This window comes from Streptomyces cyaneus, from assembly GCF_004028635.1.
Classification (GTDB): domain Bacteria; phylum Actinomycetota; class Actinomycetes; order Streptomycetales; family Streptomycetaceae; genus Streptomyces; species Streptomyces cyaneus.
Genome location: NZ_ML138678.1, coordinates 308,727 through 327,410, shown reverse-complemented (window position 1 = coordinate 327,410; position 18,684 = coordinate 308,727). Strand labels below are relative to the sequence as shown.

17 protein-coding genes are annotated in these 18,684 nt (G+C 68.9%); 14 read left to right on the top strand and 3 right to left on the bottom strand.

The genetic code is table 11. From position 1 onward, the window contains the following. Window positions 1–3: 3 nt before the first annotated feature. The 3 genes from EHO50_RS01515 to prcA are packed head-to-tail and all read left to right on the top strand — an operon-like array spanning window position 4 to window position 2,225. Window positions 4–597 carry an endonuclease VII domain-containing protein gene (locus EHO50_RS01515; RefSeq protein ID WP_128427955.1) on the top strand — a complete coding sequence of 198 codons (594 nt, stop codon included), beginning with the start codon at window positions 4–6 and terminating at the stop codon, window positions 595–597. Beyond that, window positions 549–1,394, top strand: a complete 846-nt coding sequence (gene prcB / locus EHO50_RS01510) for a proteasome subunit beta (protein ID WP_128427954.1) — start codon at window positions 549–551, stop codon at window positions 1,392–1,394. Before EHO50_RS01515 ends, prcB begins: the two co-directional genes overlap by 49 nt. Window positions 1,395–1,454: 60 nt before the next feature. Next, window positions 1,455–2,225 carry a proteasome subunit alpha gene (gene prcA / locus EHO50_RS01505; protein WP_128427953.1) on the top strand — a complete coding sequence of 257 codons (771 nt, stop codon included), beginning with the start codon at window positions 1,455–1,457 and terminating at the stop codon, window positions 2,223–2,225. Between the two features lie 87 nt (window positions 2,226–2,312). Here prcA and EHO50_RS01500 read toward each other — a convergent pair whose 3' ends face one another. Further along, window positions 2,313–3,329, bottom strand: a complete 1,017-nt coding sequence (locus tag EHO50_RS01500) for a LacI family DNA-binding transcriptional regulator (protein ID WP_164904724.1) — start codon at window positions 3,327–3,329, stop codon at window positions 2,313–2,315. A 102-nt stretch (window positions 3,330–3,431) separates the two neighbouring features. On the opposite strand from EHO50_RS01500, the gene EHO50_RS01495 reads away from it, so the two are divergent. From EHO50_RS01495 to EHO50_RS01445, 11 genes are all read left to right on the top strand, one after another. Then, a complete protein-coding gene (locus EHO50_RS01495; RefSeq protein WP_128427951.1) occupies window positions 3,432–4,691 on the top strand; it encodes an MFS transporter in 1,260 nt (419 codons plus the stop codon). 9 nt (window positions 4,692–4,700) lie between these two features. Then, window positions 4,701–6,062 carry a Pup--protein ligase gene (gene pafA / locus EHO50_RS01490; RefSeq protein WP_028801611.1) on the top strand — a complete coding sequence of 454 codons (1,362 nt, stop codon included), beginning with the start codon at window positions 4,701–4,703 and terminating at the stop codon, window positions 6,060–6,062. 126 nt (window positions 6,063–6,188) lie between these two features. Further along, a complete protein-coding gene (locus EHO50_RS01485) occupies window positions 6,189–7,187 on the top strand; it encodes an FKBP-type peptidyl-prolyl cis-trans isomerase (protein ID WP_128427950.1) in 999 nt (332 codons plus the stop codon). Between the two features lie 64 nt (window positions 7,188–7,251). Next, window positions 7,252–7,623 carry an FKBP-type peptidyl-prolyl cis-trans isomerase gene (locus EHO50_RS01480; protein ID WP_128427949.1) on the top strand — a complete coding sequence of 124 codons (372 nt, stop codon included), beginning with the start codon at window positions 7,252–7,254 and terminating at the stop codon, window positions 7,621–7,623. 157 nt (window positions 7,624–7,780) lie between these two features. Next, complete coding sequence (locus EHO50_RS01475) at window positions 7,781–8,734, top strand: helix-turn-helix transcriptional regulator (RefSeq protein WP_128427948.1); 954 nt, start codon at window positions 7,781–7,783, stop codon at window positions 8,732–8,734. A 19-nt stretch (window positions 8,735–8,753) separates the two neighbouring features. Further along, window positions 8,754–9,773: a helix-turn-helix transcriptional regulator gene (locus EHO50_RS01470; RefSeq protein WP_128427947.1), complete on the top strand. Its 1,020-nt coding sequence runs from the start codon at window positions 8,754–8,756 to the stop codon at window positions 9,771–9,773. A 65-nt stretch (window positions 9,774–9,838) separates the two neighbouring features. Next, window positions 9,839–10,132, top strand: a complete 294-nt coding sequence (locus EHO50_RS01465; RefSeq protein WP_128427946.1) for a hypothetical protein — start codon at window positions 9,839–9,841, stop codon at window positions 10,130–10,132. 20 nt (window positions 10,133–10,152) lie between these two features. After that, window positions 10,153–10,347 carry a hypothetical protein gene (locus EHO50_RS01460; protein WP_128427945.1) on the top strand — a complete coding sequence of 65 codons (195 nt, stop codon included), beginning with the start codon at window positions 10,153–10,155 and terminating at the stop codon, window positions 10,345–10,347. A 260-nt stretch (window positions 10,348–10,607) separates the two neighbouring features. Then, entirely contained in the window at window positions 10,608–10,904 is a 297-nt protein-coding gene (gene tatA, locus EHO50_RS01455) for a Sec-independent protein translocase subunit TatA (protein WP_128427944.1), read from the top strand. A gap of 47 nt (window positions 10,905–10,951) precedes the next feature. Continuing rightward, window positions 10,952–11,902 carry a twin-arginine translocase subunit TatC gene (gene tatC, locus EHO50_RS01450; protein WP_128427943.1) on the top strand — a complete coding sequence of 317 codons (951 nt, stop codon included), beginning with the start codon at window positions 10,952–10,954 and terminating at the stop codon, window positions 11,900–11,902. A gap of 147 nt (window positions 11,903–12,049) precedes the next feature. Then, complete coding sequence (locus EHO50_RS01445; protein WP_128427942.1) at window positions 12,050–14,902, top strand: DEAD/DEAH box helicase; 2,853 nt, start codon at window positions 12,050–12,052, stop codon at window positions 14,900–14,902. A gap of 83 nt (window positions 14,903–14,985) precedes the next feature. Here the strand turns inward: EHO50_RS01445 and helR are convergent, their stop codons facing one another. Both helR and EHO50_RS01435 read right to left on the bottom strand, forming a co-directional pair. Then, the gene (gene helR / locus EHO50_RS01440) at window positions 14,986–17,139 is read right to left on the bottom strand and encodes an RNA polymerase recycling motor ATPase HelR (RefSeq protein ID WP_128427941.1); all 2,154 of its coding nucleotides are present in this window, start codon (window positions 17,137–17,139) and stop codon (window positions 14,986–14,988) included. A 214-nt stretch (window positions 17,140–17,353) separates the two neighbouring features. Further along, window positions 17,354–18,580 carry a glycosyltransferase gene (locus EHO50_RS01435; RefSeq protein ID WP_128427940.1) on the bottom strand — a complete coding sequence of 409 codons (1,227 nt, stop codon included), beginning with the start codon at window positions 18,578–18,580 and terminating at the stop codon, window positions 17,354–17,356. Between the last annotated feature and the right edge of the window lie 104 nt (window positions 18,581–18,684).

Here is an 18,684-nt window from a genome sequence, read left to right as displayed (position 1 = left end):
GAGGTGGCAAGCGAAGAGGGTGTGAAGCGTTGCTCGCGGTGTAAGCAGTCCAAGCCGCGGGCAGCCTTCGCCAGTAACAAAGCGGCTCGTGACGGGCTGCAGGCCTACTGCCGAGAGTGCTGGGCGGGGTATCACCAGGCTCGTCAGCTGGCCAAGGGAAAGAACGTGCGGCCCCGCGTGGAGACGCCCGAGGGCCACAAATTTTGTCGGTGCTGCGGCGAGGTCAAGCCGCACAGTGAGTGGCATCGCAACGCAACAGCTAGCGATGGCCTCTCGACCAGCTGCAAAGCCTGCCGGGCGGCCAAAAGCCGCGCGCGTCATTTGAAGCGCCACTACGGCCTCACCGAAGCCGAGCGTGACGAGATGGTTGCCTCTCAGATGGGGCTTTGCGTGATCTGTCTGAAGGCTCCGGCCGTACATGTGGATCACTGCCACAAGACGGGTAGGGTCCGTGGCGTACTGTGCTTCAACTGCAATTCGGCCATCGGCAAGTTGGGAGACGATCCCGACGCCGTCCGCCGGGCCGCCGCTTACTTGGAAGGAATCGCGTGGAAGCCAACACTCGTAGCACCGGGCGTCTACCAGCTGCCTTCCTGACGCCTGGGTCGTCCTCGTTCGTGGACTTTCTCTCCGAGCATCAGCCGGAGCTGCTGCCCGGCAACCGGCAACTCCCGCCCACGCAGGGCGTGATCGAGGCGCCGCACGGGACGACCATCGTCGGTGTGACGTTCCCGGGGGGCGTGGTGCTCGCCGGTGACCGTCGGGCCACCATGGGCAATGTCATCGCCCAGCGTGACATCGAGAAGGTCTTCCCGGCCGACGAGTACTCGGCCGTGGGTATGGCCGGTACGGCCGGTCTGGCCATTGAGATGGTGAAGCTCTTCCAGTTGGAGCTGGAGCACTTCGAGAAGGTCGAAGGTGCTCAGCTGTCGCTGGAGGGTAAGGCGAATCGTCTGTCGACGATGATTCGGCAGAACCTGGGGATGGCCATGCAGGGGTTGGCCGTGGTGCCGATCTTCGCGGGGTATGACGTGGATCGGGAGAAGGGGCGGATCTTCTCCTACGACGTGACCGGTGGTCGTTCCGAGGAGCATGGTTTCGCTGCCACCGGCTCGGGGTCGATCTTCGCGCGTGGTGCCATGAAGAAGCTCTTCCGTGATGACCTGAGCGAGGCCGAGGCCACGACGCTCGTGGTGCAGGCCCTGTATGACGCGGCTGACGACGACTCGGCGACCGGTGGTCCCGATGTCGCCCGCCGGATCTACCCGATCGTCACCGTGATCACCGAGTCCGGCTTCCGTCGGCTCAGCGATGACGAGTCGTCTGAGATCGCCCGTTCCATCCTGGAGCGGCGTCTGGAGCAGCCCGACGGCCCGCGGGCCGCGCTGCTGTAGGCGGCGGGTCGGTCTTATCAAGGTGATCCTGTGACTTCGACAGAAAGGGACGGATAACCGGTGTCGACGCCGTTCTATGTCTCACCCCAGCAGGCCATGGCCGACCGGGCGGAGTACGCCCGTAAGGGCATCGCCCGTGGCCGCAGCCTGGTCGTGCTGCAGTATGCCGACGGCATTGTCTTCGTCGGCGAGAACCCGTCCCGCGCGCTGCACAAGTTCAGCGAGATCTATGACCGGATCGGCTTCGCGGCGGCCGGCAAGTACAACGAGTACGAGAATCTGCGGATCGGTGGTGTGCGGTATGCCGATCTTCGTGGTTACACCTATGACCGTGACGATGTGACCGCCCGTGGTCTCGCCAATGTCTACGCCCAGACGCTGGGCACGATCTTCTCTTCCGCGGCGGAGAAGCCGTACGAGGTGGAGTTGGTCGTCGCCGAGGTCGGTGAGACTCCGGAGGGTGACCAGATCTATCGGCTGCCGCATGACGGCTCGATCGTGGACGAGCACGGCTCGGTCGCGGTCGGCGGTAATGCCGAGTTGATCAGTAACTATCTGGATCAGCGTCATCAGGACGGCATGAGTCTTGCCGAGGCTCTGAAGCTGGCGGTCCAGGCTCTGTCTCGTGAGTCGAACGGCACGCAGCGGGAGATTCCCGCGGAGCGCCTGGAGGTCGCGGTGCTGGACCGTACGCGTCCGCAGTCGCGGAAGTTCAAGCGCATCGTGGGTCGTCAGCTGGCTCGGTTGCTGGAGGCGGGGGGAGCGACCACCGAGGCCGAGAGTGCCGATGGTGCCGAGGATTCCGAGGACTCCGGCGGTTCCGAGGAGTAGCGCCTATTTCACTCGTCCAACCTTGTTTCGCCCGTACTGTGCCCCGGCCGCCCGCTCGGCCGGGGCACAGGGCGTTCACGGTGGCGTTCAGGGGGCGCTGGGTGGCGCTGTGGAGCCGCGTACGACGAGCTGGACCGGAATGTCGCCCGCTTCGGGTTCACGGCCTTCCAGGACCGCCAGGAGGGCTTGCATGCCGCGTTCTCCGAACAGTTCGGCGTCCAGTCGTACGGTGGTCAGTTCGGGGTCGATGGCGGTGGCGAGGGCGAGGTCGTCCAGGCCGGTGACGGAGATGTCGTCGGGGATGCGCAGGCCGAGGCGGCGTACGGCCTTGTAGGCGCCGGCGGCGAGTTTGTCGTCGTCGCAGATGATCGCGGTGGGGCGGGGGCCTTTGGCGGAGAGTGCGGTTTCGGCTGCGGTGCGGGCGCCTTCGATGGAGATGGGTGCGCGGATGGTGAGCAGTGATGTGCCGGGTACTTCGCCGATGCGTGCGGCGAGCTCGCGCGCGCGTACGTCGAAGGTCCAGGACGGTACGTCGGCTGCGAGGTGCAGGATGCGGCGGTGGCCGAGGGTGAGCAGGTGTTCGGCGACTTGGCGGACGCCGTCGGTGATGTCGAGGTTGACGGTGGCGGCGCCGAGGCTGCCCTGGGGGTCGCTGTCGAGCATGACGAGGGGGAGTTGGTCGCCGCGGATGGCGGTGAGGGCGTCGGCGGCCATGGAGGAGGCGATGACGCCGTCGAGGGCGGCTTGGGCGGAGGCGAAGGGGTCGCGGGCGGGGCCGATGCCTTCGGGGGAGGGGTAGAGGACGACGCCGAAGCCGTTCTGGGCGGCGATGCGGGCGGCGCCGGTGTAAACGCCGGCGAAGAACTCGGTGGTCAGGGCGGGGACGACGAGGAGGACGGTTCGGGTGTGGCCGAGGCGGAGGTTGCGGGCGGCGAGGTTGGGTCGGTAGCCCAGTTGGCGGGCGGCTTCGCGGACGCGTTCGGCTGTGGTCTCGGAGACGCGGCCGCGCCACTTGTCGCCGAGCACTAGGGAGACCGCGGCCTGGGAGACTCCCGCCGCGTGGGCGACGTCTCGGCTGGTGGGCCGGGTGCTGCCGTGTGCCACCGTGGGCCTGCTCCTTCGTCTGGACTGGTGAACAGCGCACATGGTACGTATGACGGGAGACGTTATACGTAAAACTTGACTCGGTGGAGGGCGGCGCGGCTGATGACCGGCGCATACGTGGAGATCCTCAGGGCGAGGCACGCCGCCCGGCTGCTCGCCGGCACGCTCATAGGGCGGCTGCCGAACGCTGTCGCCGCTCTCGCCATCGTGCTGTTCGTGCGCGCGGAGGGCGGCTCGTACAGCTTGGCCGGCGGTCTGGCGGCCGTGTACGGGGTTGCGAACGCCGTGGGGCAGCCGGTGCTGGGCCGGCTGGTGGACCTGTACGGCCAGCCGCGGGTGCAGCTGCCCGCCGCGGTCGCTTCCGCCCTCGCGATGGCCGTGTTCACCTTCGTGGGGATCGGACCGCTGCCGCTCGCTTATGCGGCCGTCGCGGCTGCCGGGCTGTTCACGCCGCCCCTGGAGGGTGGTCTGCGGGCGTTGTGGTCGTCGGTCCTTCACCGGGAGGACCAGGTGCACGCGGCGTATGCCATGGATGCGGTGGCGCAGGAAGTCATGTTCACGGTCGGGCCGTTGCTGCTGACGCTGGGTGCGTCGCTGTGGTCGGCGCAGGTGGCGTTGCTTCTTCTGAACGTCGTCGGGGTGTTGGGTGCGCTTTCGGTGGTCGTGTCGGCGCCTTCGCGCGCGTGGCGTTCGGAGCCGCGTGAGGCGCACTGGTTGGGGGCGTTGCGTTCACGGGGGCTGCTGGCGCTGCTGGCTGCGTTCTTGTTCATCGGGATGGCGCTCGGTTCGATCGCGGTCGCGGCGGTGTCGTACGCGGACGACCATGGTGGTGACGCGGTGTACGGCTGGCTGATGGCGGGTATCGGGCTGGGTGCGCTGATCGGTGGTGTGGTGTACGGGGGGCGGCAGTGGGCCGGTGAGCCGGCGCGGCGACTGCGGCTGCTGGTGGCGCTTCTGGCGGTGTGTTATCTGCCGCTGATGCTGATGCCGGGTGTGGTGGCGATGACGCTGCTGGCCGTGCTCGCGGGTGTGTTCCTCGCGCCGTGTATCGCTTGTGCGTTCGTGCTGGTCGATCGGCATGCGCCGCGCGGTACGGTCACGGAGGCGTTCTCTTGGCTCGTGACGACGTTCACGGTGGGTGCGTCGGTCGGAACGGGTCTGGCGGGGCCGGTCGTCGAGGTGGGCGGGGCCCTGTGGGGGTTCGCGGTGCCGGGTGCCGCGGGGGCCGTGTCGTTGCTGGTCCTGCTGGCCACGGGGCGGGTCCTCGCAGCTCCTGTGAGGGGTGCGGTGGTTGCGGCTTCATCGGAAAATGATCCAAACCGTGCCGTCGAACCCCGTTTCAGCTCGGGGGATCGGGCGTAATGTTCAGTCATGGACCGCCGCATTTTCGGGCTGGAGAACGAGTACGGCGTCACGTGCACGTTCAGGGGACAGCGCCGCCTGTCGCCTGACGAGGTGGCGCGGTACCTCTTCCGCCGTGTCGTGTCATGGGGCCGCAGCAGCAATGTCTTTCTGCGAAACGGCGCCCGCCTGTATCTCGACGTGGGCTCACATCCGGAATACGCGACACCCGAATGTGACAACGTGACCGAACTGGTCACCCACGACAAAGCGGGCGAGCGCATTCTCGAAGGACTCCTGGTGGACGCCGAACGACGCCTGCACGAGGAAGGAATCGCGGGCGACGTCTACCTCTTCAAGAACAACACCGACTCGGCGGGCAACTCGTATGGCTGCCACGAGAACTATCTGGTGGCCCGGCACGGGGAGTTCTCCCGGCTCGCGGACATCCTCATTCCGTTCCTTGTCACGCGCCAGCTGCTGTGCGGTGCGGGCAAGGTCCTGCAGACCCCGCGTGGTGCCGTGTACTGCGTGAGTCAGCGGGCGGAGCACATCTGGGAGGGCGTCTCTTCGGCGACGACCCGTTCCCGGCCGATCATCAACACGCGCGACGAGCCGCACGCGGATGCCGAGCGCTACCGGCGCCTGCATGTCATCGTGGGTGACTCGAACATGTCCGAGACGACCATGCTGCTCAAGGTCGGTGCGACCGACCTGGTGCTGCGCATGATCGAGGCGGGCACGGTGATGCGGGACCTGACCTTGGAGAACCCGATCCGGGCGATCCGCGAGGTCAGCCACGACATCACGGGCCGGCGCAAGGTGCGCCTGGCCAGTGGCCGGGAGGCCTCCGCGCTGGAGGTGCAGCGCGAGTACTACGAGAAGGCCGTGGACTTCTGTGAGCGCCGCGGCATCCGGACCGGCACGGTGGAGCAGGTCCTGGAGCTGTGGGGCCGCACGCTGGACGCGATCGAGGCCGAGGACCTCGACCGGATCGGCACCGAGATCGACTGGGTCATGAAGTACAAGTTGATCGAGCGGTACCGGGCCAAGCACAACATGACCATGTCGCATCCGCGGGTCGCGCAGATAGACCTCGCCTACCACGACATCCACCGCCGTCGTGGTCTGTACTACCTGCTGGAGAAGAAGGGTCAAGCCGCGCGTATCTGCAACGACTTGAAGATCTTCGAGGGCAAGTCCGTTCCGCCGCAGACCACTCGGGCCCGGCTGCGCGGTGACTTCATCCGCAGGGCCCAGGAACAGCGCCGCGACTTCACCGTCGACTGGGTGCATCTCAAGCTCAATGACCAGGCCCAGCGCACGGTGTTGTGCAAGGACCCGTTCCGTTCGGTGGACGACCGGGTGGAGAAACTGATCGCCGGTATGTGAGCCATACGTTCCGCGGATTGCCGGAACGCAACACGGGCGCCGTACGTTTACCGTACGGCGCCCTTCTCACGCCGTAGAGTTGCGCGCACGCCATCCACAAGATCGACCGATTACGAGGCCCCCACCGTGCGCCGACGCTCACTTCTGATTGCCGTACCCGCAGGACTGGTCACGCTCGCCGGATGCGGCGACGACGACGGGGCCGATTCGGCCGAGGGGAACGGCAGTGCCTCGCCCTCGGCTCCGGAGGCGGCGCCGTCGCCGAAGATCGTGGACGGTCCGCTGCCGGCGATCACTGCGGGCACGAAGTTCGGTGAGAAGCCGACGGTCGCCAAGGGCAGCGGAGATCCGTCGAAGGATCTCGCGGTGAAGACGGTCATCGCGGGCGGCGGCAAGGTGGTGGCGGAGAACGACTACATCCAGGCCCACTACCTCGGCCAGGTCTGGGACACGGCGAAGGTCTTCGCAAATTCCTACGATGCCAAGACGACGGCGCTCGTCCAGCTCGCCCAGGGCCAGATCTTCGAAGGCTGGCGGTACGGCCTGACCGGCAAGAAGGTCGGCAGCCGCGTCGAGATGGCCGTCCCGCCGACCTGGGCCTACGGCAAGGAGGGCAACGCGCAGGCCGGGGTCAAGGGCACCGACACGCTGGTGTTCGTGGTCGACATCAAGGACACGTTCAGCACCAAGAGCTCCGCCAAGGGCAGCGAGGTCGCCCAGGACAACGTCGATCTGCCCAAGGTCGGCACGAACACCGATGGCAAGGCGCCTTCCCTGGAGGTCCCCAAGACGGACCCGCCGAAGAAGCTGGTGGCGAACTATGTCATCGAGGGTGACGGCGACGAGGTCACCGCGGAGAACACGGTGCTGGTGCAGTACAAGGGCGTGCAGTGGGACACCGGCAAGGAGTTCGACTCGACGTACGCCAACAAGCAGCTGGTGTCGTTCTCGCTCCAGCAGGTCGTCAAGGGGTGGTCGCAGGGGCTGACCGGCAAGAAGGTCGGCAGCCGGGTGCTGATCGTCATCCCGCCGGACCTGGGCTACGGCGACAATCCGCCGCAGGGCAGCGGCATCGCCAAGGGAGCCACGCTGGTCTTCACGGTGGACCTCCTGGCGAAGATGTGAGGCCGCCCGAGGTGATGAAAGACTGGGGCCGTTGCCTTTCCACAACAAGCATGGAGCGTAAGACGTGAGCATCGACAAGCCCGAGATCGACTTCCCGGGTGGCGAGCCCCCGGCGGACCTCGAGATCAAGGACATCTGGGAGGGCGACGGCGCGGTTGCGCAGGCGGGCCAGACCGTCACCGTCCACTATGTGGGTGTCGCTTTCAGCACGGGTGAGGAGTTCGACGCCAGCTGGAACCGCGGCACGCCGTTCCGCTTCCCGCTGGGTGGCGGCCGTGTCATCAAGGGCTGGGACCAGGGCGTGCAGGGCATGAAGGTCGGCGGCCGCCGCCAGCTGACCATCCCGGCGCACCTCGCCTACGGCAACCAGAGCCCGACCCCGGCGATCCAGCCCGGCGAGACGCTGATCTTCGTGGTCGACCTGCTCGGTGTCTGATCGTCGCGTGTGACGGCGTACGACTGATCGGCGTACGACCGGACCCGACTACCTGGGGTCCATGCCTGTCCGGGCATGGGCCCTCGGCTTTTGCCACGCCACCGCGGGGCGGTACGGTCATCGTCCGTAAGCACCATAGGGAAGGCGAAGGGCGTCGATGGCCATTGCCAAGGCCGAGCGGCTCATGAACCTGGCGCTGTGTCTGCTCGGGACGCGGCGGCCGTTGAGCAAGCGCGAGCTGCGTGAGTCCATCGAGGCCTATCTGGAAGCCGGCTCCGACGACTCCTTCAACCGGATGTTCGAGCGCGACAAGGACGATCTGCGCGAGCTCGGTCTGGTCATCGAGACCGTGGAGAACCTCGACGGCGAGGTCGGCTATCTGGCCCGCCGCGACAGCAACCGCCTGCCGCCCATCACTCTGGACGCCGAGGAGGCCGCCGCCCTGGGCCTGGCCGCGAAGGTGTGGCAGCAGGCCCGGCTCGCGGGCGCGGCCAGCGGTGCCCTGCAGAAGCTGCGCGCGGCCGGGTTGCCGGAGGACGTCGACCCGTACGAGGCGCACGGCGCCCTGGAGCCGCGTATTCCGGTGCATGAGGCGGCGTTCGAGCCGCTGATGCTGGCCTGTCGGGATCGCCGTCCGGTCGTCTTCGACTACCGCAAGGCCACCGCCGCCCGCCCTGAACCCCGGCATGTCGAGCCATGGGCGCTGGAGTGCTGGCGCGGCCACTGGTATCTGGCGGGCTGGGACCGTGACCGTGGGGCCGAGCGGGTGTTCCGGCTGTCCCGGATCACCGGCAAGGTCCGCAGCCGCAGTGGCCGCTTCACGGTCGAGGTCCCCGATGTCGTCACCGTGCGGGAGACCGTGGCGAGCTGGGCGGGGGAGACCGCCGACCGCTCGGCGTTGATCCGGCTGCGTACGGGCGCCGGGTACCCCCTTCGGGCGAAGGCCACCTCGGTGCGGGAACTCGGGGACGGCTGGGACGAGTTGGAGATTCCGTACGGCCATGGGCTGGATGCCTGGCTGGTGGAGTTCGGACCGGATGTGGTGGTCCTGGAGCCTGCGGAGCTGCGGGCCGATGTGGTGGACCGGCTGCGTGCCGTGGCCAAGGGCTGAGGGGGAGCGGAGCGAGACAGTGGCAGGCAAACCGGTTCGGCCCGTCAACGCCATCGATCAGACCCGGCGGATGCTCTCCCTGGTGACGTATCTCAGGGAGCGCCCCGGCGCCCGGGTGGAGGACGTCGCGCGCGCCTTCGGCATCTCCGAGGACGAGTTGGTCTCCGACCTCGATGTGCTGCCCATGTGCGGCACCAGCTTCCGCGGCGGCGATTTGCTGGACATCGACACCGACGGCGAGCGCATCTGGTGGCGCAACCCCGCCGCCCTCGGGGCAGAAACGGCCGAGCCGTTGCGGATCGCCGCCGACGAGGCGACCGCGCTGCTGGTGGCCGCCCGGGCGGTGTCCACGCTGCCGGGGCTGCGCGAGAGCGACCGGCAGGCACTGCTGCGGGCGACCGCGAAGGTGGAGGCCGCGTCCGGTGAGGCGGCCGGCGCCAGCTCCCGGCTGTCGGTGACCTTCGAGTCCGAGGGCGGCGTCTTCGCGGACGTCGACCGCGCGATCTCCGAGCGGCGCCGCCTGTGGATCCGCTACTACTCGCCGGCCCGTGACGAGGTCACCGAGCGCGAGATCGACCCCATCCGCCTGGTCAGCGTCGGCCACACCTACGTCGAGGCCTGGTGCCGTCGCTCCGAGGCGCGCCGTACCTTCCGTCTCGACCGGGTCGCCGAGATCAAGATCCTGGACGAGCCGTCGGCGCCGCCCGAGATCGAGCTGCGGGACCTGTCGGAGGGGCTGGTGCAGCCCGCCGCCGAGGACCCGGAGGTCGTCGTCGAGGTCGGCCCGGGCGGGCGCTGGGTCGCCGAGTACTACCCGCACGACAGCGCGGATGAGCTTGCGGACGGCGGGCTGCGTATCACCCTGCGCACCCCCGACCCGGCGTCGCTGCGGCGCCTGGCGCTGCGGCTCGGCCGTGACGGCCGTATCGTCTCGCCGGCCGAGCTGGCCGACAGTGCCCGGCAGGCGGCCCGCGAGGCGCTGGCGGCGTACGACGGGGTCGAGGTGCAAGGCGCTCACCCGGTGTCCGGCGGGCAGTAGGACATGCGGTTCGGCAGGCTGGAGCGCCCCGAGGGCGAGCGACCGGAAGAAGGGGAGCAGGGGCTTTGAGCGAGTCGGCGACGTCTGGTGCGGTGGGAATGACGGTGGCGTCCGCGTTCGCCGGGATGAGAAGCGTGGCTGAGGTGGTGTTCAAGGCGGGCTGCCCGGACTGCCGGGGCAGCTTCGAGCTCGCCGCCAGCGCCCTGCGCCTCGCCATCGGCGCGACCAGCCGTACGACCTTCTACTCCTTCACCTGCCCCGACTGCGGCGCCTCCGTCCGCAAGCCGGCCGGTGAGCGGATCGTCGAGCTGCTGACGGGCGGCGGGGTCAGCACCCTGCGGCTGCACTCCACGCTGTAGGACGGTCTAGGCTCGGCGTCATGTTCTGGCCGATGTTCGCGGTAGCTGTGGGTTTTCTGGGTCTCGCCGTACTCGGTGTGCTCGCCGTGCGGGTCTTCCTGGAGGCGCAGCGCCTCGGCAGGCAGGTCACGGACTCCGCGCGGCGCATCAGCAGGGCGGCCGAGGATCTGGAGCGGGCGAGTATGAGCGCGGCCCGGGCTGTGGACTCGCTGTAGTCCGCCCAAGTATTGGGTGTGAGTCCTGCGCCGCATGCGTTTTGGGCCACTTCGCCCTGTCAACTTGACGCTCCGGACAGGTACGCTGCTGGTCGCGGCCCGGAGAACGAGGCCCGGACCGCGGACAGGGAGTACGCACGGGGATTGCCTGACGTTTACCCCTGAGCGTTACGATCGCTGGCAACACGATCGTTCGGACACATGTCCGACCGGTCGGACAGCACCCCACCCCAGCCGCCTCGGTGAGAAGGTAAAGACTTATGTTCGGAAGGCTCGGAGCCCCCGAGATCATTCTCATCCTCGTCGTCATCATCCTGCTGTTCGGCGCGAAGAAGCTTCCGGACATGGCGCGCTCGCTCGGCAAGTCCGCCCGGATCCTGAAGAGCGAAGCCAAGGCGATGAAGGACGAGGGCAAGTCCACCGCCCCGGCCGACCCGCCGAACAACAACACGAGCGACGACCAGCAGCCCCCCGCTCAGCGCATCATCCAGGCCGCCCCCGGCGACGTGACCAGCTCGCGCCCGGTCAACGAGCCGACGGACACCACCAAGCGCTGACGCAGGGCCGGTGACCTCCGGCCCGCCGCACGAGATGGGAACGTGGGTTGCTGAAGTCTGCCCGCAAAGAGGAGAAGGATCCCGAGGGGCGGATGCCCCTCGCGGAGCACCTTCGTGAGCTTCGCAACCGGCTCGCGAAAGCGCTGCTCGCGATCGTCGTCATCACGATCGTCGCCGCCTTCTTCTATCAGGACATCATCAACTTCTTCACCAAGCCGGTCCTCGAATCGGTCGGCTGCCCGAAGTCGTTCGAGGAACTGGCCAAGACGGCGCGCGACGAGAACCCGTGCGCGCAGATCACGATCAACGGTCTGCTCGCGCCGTTCACGCTGGCGCTGAAGGTGTCCCTGATGGCCGGTGTCGTTCTTGCCGCACCGGTCTGGTTGTACCAGCTGTGGGCGTTCGTCGCCCCCGGCCTGCACAAGCACGAGCGGAAGTACGCCTACGGGTTCGTCGCCACGGGCTTCCCGCTCTTCCTCGCCGGCGCCTTCTTCGCCTACAAGGTGCTGCCCAAGACCGCCGACGTCCTGATCGAGTTCACACCGTTCGGCGTCGACAACCTCCTGCCGCTCGACGACCTGCTCGACCTCGTCACGCGCATGGTGATCGTCTTCGGCCTCTCCTTCGAGCTGCCCCTGCTGCTGGTCATGCTCAACTTCACCGGCGCCATCACCGGCAAGCGCATGCTCGGCTGGTGGCGCGGCATGATCATGGGCATCACCGTGTTCGCGGCGATCGCGACGCCGAGCACGGACCCGCTGACCATGATGGCCCTCGCCGGACCGATCTGGATCCTGTACTTCGGCGCCGTCGCCGTCGCCCTGGTCAACGACCGCCGCAGGCGCCGCCGCGACGAGATGGGCCCCGCCGACGACGAGGCCTCCGACCTGGACCTGACCCCCGAGGACATCGGTGAGGTCGAGACCGTCTCCGCGAGCCGGGCGCTGCCCGAGCAGGCGAGCACGGACCGGGTCAACGGGTACGACGACGTCACCTGAGAGACGATTCCCCAAGATCCCTGAGAGACGTTTCCCGGGGATCTGAGGGACAGTGCGGCCGGGGCGCCTACGGGGCGCACCCGGCCGTTTCCGTTCCGCGGCCGTGAGCTGCACGGATCCCGGGTTTGCGGGGTGCGGATCCGGATAATGATCGTCCTGTTGTCAGTGGCGCCCGGTACGCTCGAAAGCACGATGACAGAGGACCTCTCACCGGCCGAGCGGTATGCGGCAGCACGCAGGCGCGCTGCCGAGCAGGCCACCGCGCTCGCCTCCTTCCGCGAGATGTACGACTTCGGCCTCGACCCCTTCCAGATCGAGGCCTGCCAGGCGCTCGAGGCGGGGAAGGGCGTGCTGGTTGCCGCGCCCACCGGCTCAGGCAAGACGATCGTGGGCGAGTTCGCCGTCCATCTCGCCCTGATGCAGGGCAAGAAGTGCTTCTACACGACGCCCATCAAGGCGCTGTCCAACCAGAAGTACGCCGACCTGTGCCGCCGTTACGGCAACGGCATGGTCGGTCTGCTCACCGGCGACAACAGCGTCAACCCCGACGCCGCCGTGGTCGTGATGACCACCGAGGTGCTGCGGAACATGCTGTACGCCGGGTCGCAGACCCTCCTCGGCCTCGGCTATGTGGTCATGGACGAGGTGCACTACCTCTCCGACCGCTTCCGCGGGGCCGTATGGGAGGAAGTGATCATCCACCTCCCCGAGTCGGTCACCCTCGTCTCGCTGTCGGCGACCGTGTCGAACGCCGAGGAGTTCGGCGACTGGCTCGACACCGTCCGCGGCGACACCGAGGTGATCGTCTCCGAGCACCGGCCCGTGCCGCTGTTCCAGCACGTGCTCGCCGGGCGCCGGATGTACGACCTGTTCGAGGAGGGCGAGGGCCACAAGAAGGCCGTCAACCCCGACCTCACCCGGCTGGCCCGGATGGAAGCCCAGCGCCCGTCGTACCAGGACCGCAGACGCGGGCGCGCGATGCGCGAGGCCGACCGGGAGCGGGAGCGCAGACAGCGGTCCCGGGTGTGGACGCCGGGGCGCCCCGAGGTCATCGAGCGGCTCGACGCCGAGGGCCTGCTGCCCGCCATCACCTTCATCTTCAGCCGGGCCGCCTGCGAGGCCGCCGTACAGCAGTGCCTGTACGCGGGACTGAGGCTCAACGACGACGAGGCGCGGGAAAAGGTGCGCGCCCTCGTCGAGGAGCGCACCGCCGCCATCCCGACCGAGGATCTGCACGTCCTCGGCTACTACGAGTGGCTGGAAGGCCTGGAGCGCGGTATAGCCGCCCACCACGCGGGCATGCTGCCGACGTTCAAGGAGGTCGTCGAGGAGCTGTTCGTGCGTGGCCTGGTGAAGGCCGTGTTCGCCACGGAGACGCTGGCGCTGGGCATCAACATGCCTGCCCGGTCGGTGGTGTTGGAGAAGCTCGTCAAGTGGAACGGCGAGCAGCACGCCGACATCACGCCCGGTGAGTACACCCAGTTGACCGGTCGTGCGGGGCGGCGCGGTATCGACGTCGAGGGCCACGCGGTGGTGCTGTGGCAGCGCGGCATGAGTCCCGACCACCTCGCGGGACTGGCCGGCACGCGCACCTATCCGCTGCGGTCCAGCTTCAAGCCGTCGTACAACATGGCGGTCAACCTGGTCGAGCAGTTCGGGCGGCACCGCTCGCGCGAGCTGCTGGAGACGTCCTTCGCACAGTTCCAGGCCGACAAGTCCGTCGTCGGGATCTCCCGGCAGGTACAGCGCAACGAGGAAGGGCTCACCGGTTACAAGGAGTCCATGACCTGCCATCTCGGGGACTTCGAGGAGTACGCGCGACTGCGCCGCGAACTCAAGGACCGCGAGAACGAGTTGGCCAAGCAGGGTGCGGCCCAGCGGCGCGCGGAGGCCGCCGTCGCACTGGAGAAGCTCAAGCCGGGTGACGTCATCCATGTGCCGACGGGCAAGTACGCCGGTCTCGCGCTGGTGCTGGACCCCGGGCTGCCGGCCGGGCGGTCCAACGGCCACCGCGGCTTCGAGCACCACGACGGTCCGCGCCCGCTGGTCCTGACCGCCGAACGGCAGGTCAAGCGGCTGGCGTCGATGGACTTCCCGGTGCCCGTCGAGGCGTTGGAGCGGATGCGGATCCCGAAGTCCTTCAACCCGCGTTCCCCGCAGTCCCGTCGGGACCTCGCGTCCGCGCTGCGCACCAAGGCCGGGCACATTCCGCCGGACCGGCACCGCAAGCGGCGTTCCCAGGCGGCCGACGACCGCGAGATCGAGCGGCTGCGCAAGGCCCTGCGCGCCCACCCCTGCCACGGCTGCAACGACCGGGAGGACCACGCCCGTTGGGCCGAGCGCTACCACCGGCTGCTGCGCGACACCTCGCAGCTGGAGCGCCGTATCGAGGGGCGTACGAACACGATCGCCCGTACGTTTGATCGCATCGTGGCGCTGCTGACCGAGCTGGACTATCTGCGCGGCGACGAGGTCACCGAGCACGGCAAGCGGCTCGCGCGGCTGTACGGCGAACTCGACCTGCTGGCGAGCGAGTGCCTGCGGGAGCGGGTCTGGGAGGGCCTCGGCCCTGCCGAACTGGCCGCCTGCGTCTCGGCGTTGGTGTACGAGGCGCGGGTCGGGGACGATGCGATGGCGCCGAAGCTGCCGTCCGGCAAGGCCAAGGCCGCGCTGGGGGAGATGGTCCGGATCTGGGGGCGGCTGGATGCCCTTGAGGAGGACTTCCGGATCACCCAGAGCGAAGGGGTCGGGCAGCGTGAACCCGACCTGGGCTTCGCCTGGGCCGCCTATATGTGGGCCAGCGGTAAGGGGCTCGATGAGGTGTTGCGTGAGGCGGAGATGCCGGCGGGGGACTTTGTGCGGTGGTGCAAGCAGGTGATTGACGTGCTGGGGCAGATCTCGGCGGCGTCTCCTGTGGAGGGCTCGACCGTGGCGAAGAATGCGCGGAAGGCCGTGGAGGGGTTGCTGCGGGGGGTTGTCGCCTACTCGTCGGTGGGGTGAGGGATCGGGGGGCGGGTGCGGGGTTCGTCGTGGCTGGTCGCGCAGTTCCCCGCGCCCCTGTGCGGCGTGGCGCTCGTCGCCTCTCAAGACGGGCGGGTGAGGACGGCTAGTTGCTGGGTCGCTCGGGTCATGGCCACGTAGCGGTCGACCGCGCCCTCGATGCCCTCACCGAACTCCTCCGGGTCGATGAGGACGACCAGGTCGAACTCCAGCCCCTTCGACAACTCCGGAGTCAGCGAACGGACTCGGTCCGGCGGCTGGAACGCGGGGTCGCCGATGACGCAGGCGGTTCCCTCGGTATGCGTGGCCAGCCACGTGTCCAGGATCGATTCGCGCTCCGACACGGAGCCGTGGACGACGGGGACGCCGCCGCTGCGGATGGAGGTCGGCACGTTGGCGTCGGGGAGTGCGGCCCGGATGACCGGCTCGGCCTCCGTCATGATCTCTTCCGGCGTGCGGTAGTTGATGCTGAGGGAGGCCAGGTTGATCCGGTCGAGGCCGATCCGCTCCAGCCGTTCCTGCCACGACTCCGTGAAGCCGTGCCTGGCCTGGGCGCGGTCGCCGACGATGGTGAAGCTGCGGGACGGGCAGCGCAGCAGCAGCATCTGCCACTCCGCGTCGGTCAGTTCCTGAGCCTCGTCCACGACGATGTGCGCGAACGGGCCTGCGAGCAGGTCCGGTTCGGGCGTGGGCAGCTCGGACTCGTCGACCAGGTTGCGCTGGAAGTCCGCTCGGCGCAGCTGCGTCATCAGGCCTTCGCCGTCGTCATCGGCCTGGATCAGATTGTCGACGACCTGCGCCATCCGTTCGCGCTGGACGGCGAGGGCCGCCTCTTGCCGACGCCTTCGCCGTGACGCCTCCGGGTCGCCGAGCCGCTGCCGTGCCGCGTCCAGGAGCGGCAGGTCGGACACCGTCCAGGCCTGGGCGTCCGCGCGCTGCAGCCTGCGGATCTCGTCGCCACTGAGCCAGGGGGCGCACAGTCGCAGGTAGGCGGGGACCGACCACAGGTCTCCTACGAGGTCGTCCGCCTCGATCAGCGGCCATGCGCGGTCGAAGGTCGTGAGCAGCTCCCTGTCCTGCAGCAGCGACTTGCGGAGCAGGTCGGGTGAGACCTCGCCGTCGTGCTTGTCCATCAGGATCGTGAGCAGCTCCTCCCAGATCAGGTCGCGGGCCTCGTTGTGCGCAGTGCCGGGTTCCGCTGCTTCGAACGCCTCGGCCCAGTCGTCGGCGCTGAGCCAGATGTCGGACCAGTGGGTCGTGACCGTCATCCCCTTGGTGGGCGGCTCCTCGTAGAACCTGACGGCCGTCTCGATCGCCTTCACCAGATCCGCCGACGACTTCAGACGGGCCACGTCCGGGTCGGCCTCGATCGCCGCCGCGGCTCCCTCGGCGACGAGGTCGCGCAGGGTGCAGGTCTGCACGCCCTCCTCACCGAGGCTCGGGAGGACGTCGGCGACGTAGGCGAGGTAGGGGCGGTGCGGGCCCACGAACAGCACGCCGCCCCGACGGTGACTGAGGCGCGGGTCGGAGTAGAGGAGGTAGGCGGAGCGGTGCAGGGCGACGACGGTCTTGCCCGTACCCGGGCCGCCGTCGACGACGAGAGCGCCGCGGGATCCCGCACGGATGATGGCGTCCTGGTCGGCCTGGATGGTGCCGAGCACGTCGCGCATCCGTGCCGAACGGTTGCTGCCCAGGCTGGCGACGAAGGCGGACTGGTCGTCGAGCGCGGCGTGCCCGGCAAGCCCGTCCGCGGTGAACACCTCGTCCCAGTAGTCGCTGATCCGGCCGCCGGTCCAGCGATACCTGCGGCGGCTCGCCAGGCCCATCGGGTTGCCGTGGGTGGCACCGAAGAACGGCTCGGCCGCGGGGGAGCGCCAGTCGATCAGCAGCCGTCGGCCGGTGCTGTCGGTGAGGCCGAGCCGTCCGACGTACAGGGGCTCGGAGTCGTCCGCGCCGACCATGCGTCCTAGACACAGATCCAGACCGAAGCGGCGCAGTGCGCGCAGGCGAGCGGTCAGCCGGTGGATCTCCGCGTCCCGGTCCATCGCCTGCCGGCCCGCGCCGCCGGGCGCCCGGCGTTCGGCGGCGAGTCGGTCGGTCAGCTCGGCGATCGACTGCTCCAGGCACTCCGCGATGGCCGCGAAGTGCTGCTCGTCGCCCGCGATCAGCGTCGGGTCGGCCTTGGCGGAGAGGCGGTCGGGCAGGTCGAACGCGCGGGTGGTCAGGGGGTGATTCACGTCATCAGCTCCGAAATGAGGTCGCGTGCGACCGTGCGGCGGGGCAAGGCGTCGGGACCGGCGTGAGGGACCTACCTCGCCGGTTCTCGAGTTCTGTGTTCTGGGCACTGCGTTCTGGGCGGTGGGCGGTGGGCTGTGTGGTCTGGCTCGCCCACCCCCGCGCGGTTCACGCGGGGGTGGGTGGACCTATCGGCTGCCGCGGGACCGGGCGGACCTATCGGCTGATCTCGTCGAGCAGCAGCTTCGCGGCCACCGTCGCCCCGTCGGTGCGGACCTGGTCGGCCACGGCGGTCGCCCGCGCCCGGGTCTGCGGGGTCAGGGCCGTCTTGAGCGCGACCGAAAGGGACTCGAAGGTCGGGGTCGGACCGTCGTGTGCCGCGCCGATGCCCAGCTCGGCGACCCGGCCCGCCCAGTACGGCTGGTCGGCCATCTGGGGCACCACCACCTGGGGCGCACCGGCCCGGGCGGCCGTCGTCGTCGTGCCCGCCCCGCCGTGATGGACCACGGCAGCCACCCGGCCGAACAGCTTCTGCTGGTTGACCTCACCGACGGCGAAACAGTCGGCCTGGTCGTCGATCAGGGTCAGGTCGGCCCAGCCGCGCCCGACGAGTACCCGGCGCCCCTGTGCGCGGACCGCCTCGATGGCCGCCCGCGAGACACCCTCGGCGTCGCGCATGGGGATGCTGCCGAACCCCACGTACACCGGTGGTTCGCCCGCGTCGAGGAACGCCTCCAGGTCCGCCGGGAGCGGCCGTTCGTCCGGCCGGATCCAGGCGCCGGTCTGCACCACGTCGAGATCCGCCGGCTCCAGCCACGGGGCCAGGGTCGGGTCCGCCGCCAGCAACGGCCGGTCGGTCAGGACATGGTCGCGGACGTTGTCCACCGGCGGCAGGCCGATCGAGACCCGGTGGTTGTTGACCGCGTCGCCGAACAGTGCGTTCAGGCTCTCGGTGTTCAGGTCCCACAGCACCCGGTTGTCGGTCACGCCAGGCGGGTGCGGCCGGCCGGGCCACTCGAGCGGCGGGTGGTGCGGCGACGGCAGGAAGGACGGGAAGTAGGACACGAACACATACGGGATGCCCACCTTCTCGGCCACCGCCCGCCCGGCCGCCGCGGCCGCCGGCAAGCCCGTCGCCACCAGCACATCACAGCCCTCGGCCGCCGGGGCGACCGCGTCGTACGTCGAGGCGGCCAACTCGGCCGCACGCTGCGGCAGGGTCTTCGCCGGCATCGGCGCCGTCCCGGTCACCGCCCCCTTCGTCATCGCGCGCACCTGCCAGCCGATCGGCACCAGTGGCAGGCCGAAACCTTCCAGCAGCTCCGCGAAGTCCGGCGGCGCGCACATCAGCACGTCCGCGCCGAGCGCACGGAACTGCACCGCGAGTCCCAGCATCGGCTCGACGTCCCCGCGCGACCCATACGTCAACAACAGCACACGCACTCTGTGAATCCCCCATTTTTCCGCAGGTCCTGGCTCAGGCCGACGATTCTGCGGTACGACGGGGGCCTTGCCGCAAGCCCCCTGGTGCGCTATAAGTTGAGAGT

Coding starts and splice junctions, on each gene's coding strand:
- EHO50_RS01495 (WP_128427951.1), top strand. CDS start 3,432: ATGACCGGCGCATACGTGGAGATCCTCAGGGCGAGGCACGCCGCCCGG.
- pafA (WP_028801611.1), top strand. CDS start 4,701: ATGGACCGCCGCATTTTCGGGCTGGAGAACGAGTACGGCGTCACGTGC.
- EHO50_RS01475 (WP_128427948.1), top strand. CDS start 7,781: ATGGCCATTGCCAAGGCCGAGCGGCTCATGAACCTGGCGCTGTGTCTG.
- EHO50_RS01460 (WP_128427945.1), top strand. CDS start 10,153: ATGTTCTGGCCGATGTTCGCGGTAGCTGTGGGTTTTCTGGGTCTCGCC.
- tatA (WP_128427944.1), top strand. CDS start 10,608: ATGTTCGGAAGGCTCGGAGCCCCCGAGATCATTCTCATCCTCGTCGTC.
- EHO50_RS01445 (WP_128427942.1), top strand. CDS start 12,050: ATGATCGTCCTGTTGTCAGTGGCGCCCGGTACGCTCGAAAGCACGATG.